Genomic DNA, 6,908 nt, shown 5'->3' with positions numbered 1-6,908 from the left:
GGGGCGCTGGCCCGCGCGGCCGACGGCCTGCTGGACCCCGACGAGCAGGCGGCCCTCCTGTGGCCGCGCCCGCCGCGCTCGTACAAGTCGGCCCGCTGGTCGCCCGCCGACCTGGTCCTGCTCGACGAACTCGCCGGACTGGTCGAACACCCCGAGGGCTACGGCCACCTCGTCGTGGACGAGGCGCAGGACCTCTCGCCCATGGAATGCCGGGCCGTCGCCCGCCGGGCCGCCTTCGGCTCGCTGACCGTGCTCGGCGACCTCGCCCAGGGCACCACCCCGTGGGCCGCCCGCGACTGGTCCGTGCAACTGCGCCACCTCGGCCGGCCGGACGCGGCCGTGGTGCCGCTGACCACCGGGTTCCGGGTGCCGGCCGCGGTCCTCGAACTCGCCAACCGGCTGCTCGGCCGCCTGGACGTCGCCGTCCCCGCCGCCACCTCCCTGCGTACCGACGGCGAACTGACCCTCCGGCCCACCGACGACCTGCCGGGCACCACCGTGACCGCCGTCCGCGACGCCCTCGCCCGGGAGGGCTCCGTCGGCGTGATCACGGCCGACGCGGACACCGACCGGGTCCGGGCCGCGCTCACCGCGGCCGGCCTCGGCCCGGCCGGCCCCGACACACCCGGCGCCCGGCTGACCCTGGTCCCCGCGAGCCTGGTCAAGGGCCTGGAGTACGACCACGTCATCGCCGTCGAACCGGCCGCCGTGGCCGAGGCGGAACCCCGCGGCGCACACCGCCTGTACGTGGTACTGACCCGAGCGGTCTCCCGCCTGGACGTGATCCACACCCGCCCGCTGCCGTTCTGACCGGGCCCCGCCAGGGGCGCGGGGAACTGCGCGCTCGGCCCCCACGCACCCGCACGTGCCGTCCTGCATCGGCCCCGCCAGGGGCGCGGGGAACTGCGCGACCAGCCCCCACGCACCCGCACCCGCCGACGCACACCCGGCACCCCGCACCCCACGCGCCACCCGCCACCCCGCAGGCGGCGTCACGCGCGGACGTACTCCGCCAGGTGTTCCCCCGTCACCGTGGAGCGCCCCGCGACCAGTTCGGCCGGGGTGCCCTCGAAGACCACGCGGCCGCCGTCGTGGCCGGCACCCGGGCCGAGGTCGATGATCCAGTCGGCGTGCGCCATGACCGCCTGGTGGTGCTCGACGACGATCACCGACTTGCCGGAGTCCACCAACCGGTCGAGCAGGCCCAGCAACTGCTCGACGTCGGCGAGGTGCAGCCCGGTGGTCGGCTCGTCCAGGACGTAGACCCCGCCCTTGTCGGCCATGTGCGTCGCCAGCTTCAGCCGCTGCCGCTCACCACCGGACAGCGTGGTGAGCGGCTGGCCCAGGGTGAGGTACCCGAGCCCCACGTCGGCCAGGTTCCGCAGGATCCGGTGGGCGGCCGGCGTACGGGCCTCGCCGTCGCCGAAGAACTCCTCCGCCTCGGACACCGGCATCGCCAGCACCTCGCTGATGTCCCGCCCGCCGAGCCGGTACTCCAGCACCGAGGAGTCGAACCGCCTGCCCTCGCAGTCCTCGCAGGTCGTGGCGACCCCGGCCATCATCGCCAGGTCGGTGTAGATGACCCCGGCGCCGTTGCAGGTCGGGCAGGCCCCCTCGGAGTTGGCGCTGAACAGCGCCGGCTTCACGCCGTTGGCCTTGGCGAACGCCTTGCGGATCGGGTCGAGCAGCCCGGTGTACGTCGCCGGGTTGCTGCGCCGCGAGCCGCGGATCGGCGCCTGGTCGACCGAGACCACGCCCTCCCCGGCCGGGACCGATCCGTGCACCAGCGAACTCTTGCCCGAACCGGCGACCCCGGTGACGACCACCAGCACACCGAGCGGGATGTCGACGTCGACGCCCTGGAGGTTGTGCGCCCGCGCATCCCGGATCTCCAGCGCGCCGGTGGGCTTGCGGACGCTCTCCTTCAGCGCGGCCCGGTCGTCCAGGTGCCGCCCGGTGAGCGTGCCTCCGGCCCGCAGCCCCTCGACGGTGCCCTCGAAGCAGAGGGTGCCGCCCGCCGTGCCGGCGCCGGGGCCGAGGTCCACCACGTGGTCGGCGATCGCGATGACCTCCGGCTTGTGCTCCACGACGAGCACCGTGTTGCCCTTGTCCCGCAGCCGCAGCAGCAGGCCGTTCATGCGCTGGATGTCGTGCGGGTGCAGGCCCGCGGTCGGCTCGTCGAAGACGTAGGTGACGTCGGTGAGGGAGGAGCCGAGGTGGCGGATCATCTTGACGCGCTGCGCCTCGCCGCCCGACAGCGTCCCCGCGGGCCGGTCGAGGGAGAGGTAGCCGAGGCCGATCTCCACGAAGGAGTCGAGGCTCTGCCGCAGCGAGGAGAGCAGCGGGGCCACCGACGGCTCGTCGAGGGCGCGCACCCAGTCGGCCAGGTCCCGGATCTCCATCCGGCAGGCGTCCGCGATGGAGATGCCGCGGATCTTGGAGGCGCGGGCGTGCTCGGCGAGCCGGGTGCCGTCGCAGTCGGGGCAGGCGGCGAAGGTGACCGCACGCTCCACGAACGCCCGGATGTGCGGCTGCATCGCCTCCTTGTCCTTGGACAGCATCGACTTCTGCAGGCGCGGGATCAGACCCTCGTAGGTCATGTTGATGCCCGCGATCTTCATCCGGGTCGGCTCGCGGTGCAGCAGGTCGTGCAGTTCCCGCTGCGTGAACGAGCGGATCGGCTTGTCGGGGTCGTAGAAGCCGGACTCGGCGTAGAGCCGGGAGTTCCAGCCGCCGCCGGTGTAGCCGGGGATGGTGAAGGCGCCCTCGTTGATCGACTTGGTGTCGTCGTAGAGCTGGGTCAGGTCGAGGTCGGAGACCGAGCCGCGGCCCTCGCAGCGCGGGCACATGCCGCCGATCTTGTTGAAGGTGACCTTCTCCGCCTTCTTGGCGCCGCGCTCCACCTTGATCGCACCGGACGCCGAGACCGAGGGCACGTTGAAGGCGAACGCCCCGGGCGGGCCCGCGTGGGGCGTGCCGAGCCGGCTGAACAGGATCCGCAGCAAGGTGTTGGTGTCGGTGACGGTGCCGACCGTGGAGCGCGGGTCGGCGCCCAGCCGCTGCTGGTCGACGCTGATCACGGTGGTCAGGCCGTCGAGGAGGTCGACCTCGGGCCGCGACAGGCTGGGCATGAAGCCCTGGACGAACGCGCTGTACGTCTCGTTGATCAGGCGCTGCGACTCGGCGGCGATGGTGTCGAACACCAGCGAGCTCTTCCCGGAGCCGGAGACCCCGGTGAACACCGTCAGCCGGCGCTTGGGGATCTCGACGCTGACGTCCTTGAGGTTGTTCTCGCGTGCCCCGTGCACCCGGATCACATCGTGACGGTCTGCGGCGTGCTGTGCGATGGCGTCGTCCATGCCGGTCACCGTAGTGGCGCGCACGGCGTGGCCGCTTCTCCATTCCTGACCCGTCCCGCACGCTGTCCCCGACGCCGGCGGGTCGCTGCGGTGCTCTCCGGTGCTCCACGACGCGCCACGACACGCCGGTACACTCTTGCAAGCGAGGTGCTTGCAATTGTTAGCGTGACTGGGGCATGGTGGAGGCATGGCATCGCTGAACGTCGGCAATCTCGGTGAGTACCTGCGCGAACAGCGGCGGAACGCCCAGCTGTCGCTGCGGCAGCTCGCCGACGCCGCCGGGGTGTCCAACCCGTACCTGAGCCAGATCGAGCGCGGGCTGCGCAAGCCCAGCGCGGAGGTGCTCCAGCAGGTCGCCAAGGCCCTGCGCATCTCCGCCGAGACGCTGTACGTCCGCGCCGGCATCCTCGACGCCGAGCGGGACCGGGACGACGTGGAGACCCGGGCGGTCATCCTCGCCGACCCGTCCCTCAACGAGCGGCAGAAGCAGGTGCTGCTCCAGATCTACGAGTCCTTCCGCAAGGAGAACGGATTCCGGGGCGGCGCCGAGGACGGGCACGGGACCACGGACCAGGGGGCCGGCGACGGCGGCCGGACGGCCGGCGCGGGCGATGCCGCCGCAGGAAGTGACACGGACACAGGCCCGCGGCGGACGGCCGGATAAGCCGGACCAGGGCTCCGGACGCCCGCCGCGGACCACACCAACCCAGCCGAACGCGAATCCGATCCGGGAGGACCCTCACCATGGCCATCACCGACGACCTGCGCAAGACCCTCAGCGACCCGACTCCGCTCTACTTCGCCGCCGGTACCGCCAACCTGGCGCTTCAGCAGGCCAAGAAGGTGCCGGCCCTGGTCGAGCAGCTGCGCGCCGAGGCGCCGGCCCGCATCGAGGCCGTGCGCAACACCGACCCCAAGGCCGTGCAGGAGAAGGCCGCCGCCCGCGCCAAGGAGGCGCAGGAGACCCTCCAGGCCAAGGTCACCGAGTTCATCGGCACCATCGACGTCGACCTGAAGAAGCTCGGTGAGAGCGCCCAGGACCTCGCCCTGCGCGGTGTCGGCGTCGCCGCCGAGTACGCCGTCAAGGCCCGCGAGACGTACGAGCGGGTCGCCGAGCACGGCGAGCAGGCCGTGAAGACCTGGCGCGGCGAGGCCGCCGAGGAGATCGAGGAACTGGCGATCGTCGTCGAGGGCAAGCCCGAGCCGGCCCAGGACAAGGACGAGGAGCCGCGGCCGGCCGCGGCCGGGACCGCCGAGGACGACAAGCCCGCGGCGAAGAAGGCGACGGGCCCGCGCAAGCCCGCCAACGGGAAGAGGACCGTCCCGCCGGCCCAGTGACCATGGCCGACGATACGGGTCCGGGCCGGGCACCTTTGGGGTGCCCGGCCCGTTCTATGGGTACGGTGGCGGCGTAGCAGGACCGGCGATCAACGGGCGGTGGACGACATGCTGATGTTGGGCTTCGCGGGATTCTTGGGCATCCTGAAGATCATTCTGATGGCCCTGGCCGCGTTCGGGCTGTTCGACGCCGCGTTCCGGCGCGAGGACGCCTTCCGCGCGGCCGACAAGCAGAACAAGGTGTTCTGGCTGATCATCCTCGGCATCGCGCTCGTGGTCAGCTACCTGTTCTCGATCCTGTCCATCCTCCCCGTCGCCGGGGCGGTCGCGAGCATCGTCTACATCGTCGACGTCCGCCCCGCCCTCCAGCAGGTGGGCGGCGGCCGCGGCTGGGGCCGCCGCCGGGGCAGCAGCAGCGACGGTCCCTACGGCCCGTACAACGGAGGCCGCTAGCGGCCTCCCGCCGCGCCGGGCCGCCCGCCGGCCGATGCGCGCGTGGGCGCCACCACGGGCACGGGTCGCCGGGATCGTGCCTACCGCGTCCGGTCCAGCAGCACCACCGCGACGTCGTCGGTCAGCTCACCGCCGTTGAGGTCCCGCACCTCGCTCACCGCGGCCCGCAGCAGCTCCTCGCCCCGCAGCCCCTGGGAGAGCTGCCGGCGGATCATCTCCAGCATGCCGTCCTGACCGAGCCGCTCCCCGCCCTCGCCGACGCGGCCCTCGATCAGACCGTCGGTGTAGAGCATCAGGCTCCACTCGGCGCCCAGCTCCACCTGCATCCGCGGCCAGCGGGCACCGGGCAGCAGCCCGAGGGCGGGCCCGTTGTTGTCGTACGGCAGCAGCCGCGCCGGGCGCCCCGGACGGGCGATCAGCGGGGCCGGGTGGCCGGCCAGGCACAGGCCCGCCCGGCGGCCGTCGGGGGCGATGTCCACCGTGCACAGCGTCGCGAAGATCTCCTCGTCGGCGCGCTCGTGCTCCAGCACCTGCTGCATGGTGTTCAGCAGCTCGTCCCCGCACAGCCCGGCCAGGGTCAGCGCCCGCCAGGCGATGCGCAGCTCCACACCGAGCGCGGCCTCGTCCGGGCCGTGCCCGCAGACGTCGCCGATCATGGCGTGCACCGTGCCGTCGGGGGTGCGGACGGCGTCGTAGAAGTCGCCGCCGAGCAGCGCCCGGGACCGGCCCGGACGGTAGCGGGCGGCGAAACGCAGCGAGGAGCCCTCCAGCAGCGGGGTGGGCAGCAGACCGCGCTCCAGGCGGCGGTTCTCCTGCGCGCGCAGCTTGCCCTCGGCGAGCCGGCGCTCGGCCGTGTCGGACCGCTTGCGCTCCACGGCGTACCGGATGGCACGGCTGAGCAGCCGGCCGTCCAGCTCGTCCCGGAAGAGGTAGTCCTGAGCGCCCACGCGCACGGCCTCGGCGCCGCGCTCGGCGTCGCCGGAGGCGGTCAGCGCGAGCACGGCGTGCCGGGGCGCGAGCTGGAGGACGTGCTTGAGCACGGCCAGCTCGTCGTCGCTGCCACTGCCGCCCGGCGCCGGGAGCGCCAGGTCCAGCAGGATGCAGTGGACGTCGTCGGTGAGCAGCCGCTCGGCCTCGGTGAGGTTGCGGGCGGTACGCACGCGGATCGGCTTGCCGGACGCGTCCAGCAGGTCGGGCACGATCGGCGAGCCGGCCGGATCGTCCTCGATCAGCAGCAGGGTGAGAGTGGCGCCGGTGCCGCTCACGGGCGTGGCGTCGCGGTGGGCCTCTTCCTTGAGGGGGCCGCCGACTGTGCGGGCGGCCTGCGCCTGACCACTCTCCACGGCCGGGATCGCTCTCTGCCGCGGTACGGGTACGGGCATCGTCCTGGGTTCCTTCCCTCCCCCCGAGGGCACGGCGGCGTCGAGGGGTCTCGACCCACCGACCGGGACCATAGCGGCTGGGACCGCCCCGATGGAATGGTGTGAGCCGCGTCGCTCCGTGGGGCGTGGCTGTCATATGCCGCGTTTTGTACCGCAGTTGGACAGGGTGACGGCCCGGAGGGGATGACGAAGCTCACGTCCCGCGGGCGTTTGCACGGGGGTTGGCCGTGCGGTGGGTCACATGACACACATCACCACACCAACGACACGCCCATGACCACCGGAATGGCCTGCCGGCCACCGATCACATGGCCTGCCGGCCGCCGATCACATGGCCTGTCGGGCACCGATCACATGGCCTGTCGGCCACCGATCA

Annotated in this window: 6 protein-coding genes; 4 read left to right on the top strand and 2 right to left on the bottom strand. The window is 72.8% G+C overall.

Going from position 1 to position 6,908, the window contains the following annotated elements; translation table 11 throughout:
* Positions 1 to 810: helicase domain-containing protein (locus IE312_RS42655; protein ID WP_502267000.1), on the top strand; the 810-nt coding region annotated here is incomplete at its 5' end.
* 182 nt (positions 811 to 992) lie between these two features.
* On the opposite strand, the gene IE312_RS31170 is transcribed toward IE312_RS42655, so the two are convergent.
* Entirely contained in the window at positions 993 to 3,359 is a 2,367-nt protein-coding gene (locus IE312_RS31170; RefSeq protein WP_189985608.1) for an ATP-binding cassette domain-containing protein, read from the bottom strand.
* A gap of 187 nt (positions 3,360 to 3,546) precedes the next feature.
* Between IE312_RS31170 and IE312_RS31165 the strand changes: the two genes are divergently transcribed.
* The 3 genes from IE312_RS31165 (at position 3,547) to IE312_RS31155 (ending at position 5,150) form a co-directional block, all read left to right on the top strand.
* Positions 3,547 to 4,023 carry a helix-turn-helix domain-containing protein gene (locus IE312_RS31165; RefSeq protein ID WP_189985607.1) on the top strand — a complete coding sequence of 159 codons (477 nt, stop codon included), beginning with the start codon at positions 3,547 to 3,549 and terminating at the stop codon, positions 4,021 to 4,023.
* Positions 4,024 to 4,103: 80 nt separating this feature from the next.
* A complete protein-coding gene (locus IE312_RS31160; protein ID WP_189985606.1) occupies positions 4,104 to 4,697 on the top strand; it encodes a hypothetical protein in 594 nt (197 codons plus the stop codon).
* 108 nt (positions 4,698 to 4,805) lie between these two features.
* Positions 4,806 to 5,150, top strand: a complete 345-nt coding sequence (locus IE312_RS31155) for a DUF2516 family protein (protein WP_189985630.1) — start codon at positions 4,806 to 4,808, stop codon at positions 5,148 to 5,150.
* An 80-nt stretch (positions 5,151 to 5,230) separates the two neighbouring features.
* Here IE312_RS31155 and IE312_RS31150 read toward each other — a convergent pair whose 3' ends face one another.
* A complete protein-coding gene (locus IE312_RS31150; protein WP_189985605.1) occupies positions 5,231 to 6,532 on the bottom strand; it encodes a PP2C family protein-serine/threonine phosphatase in 1,302 nt (433 codons plus the stop codon).
* Positions 6,533 to 6,908: the final 376 nt, after the last annotated feature.

This window comes from Streptomyces capoamus, assembly GCF_014654935.1.
GTDB classification, from domain to species: Bacteria; Actinomycetota; Actinomycetes; order Streptomycetales; family Streptomycetaceae; genus Streptomyces; species Streptomyces capoamus.
This window is presented reverse-complemented; position numbering and strand designations above follow the sequence as displayed.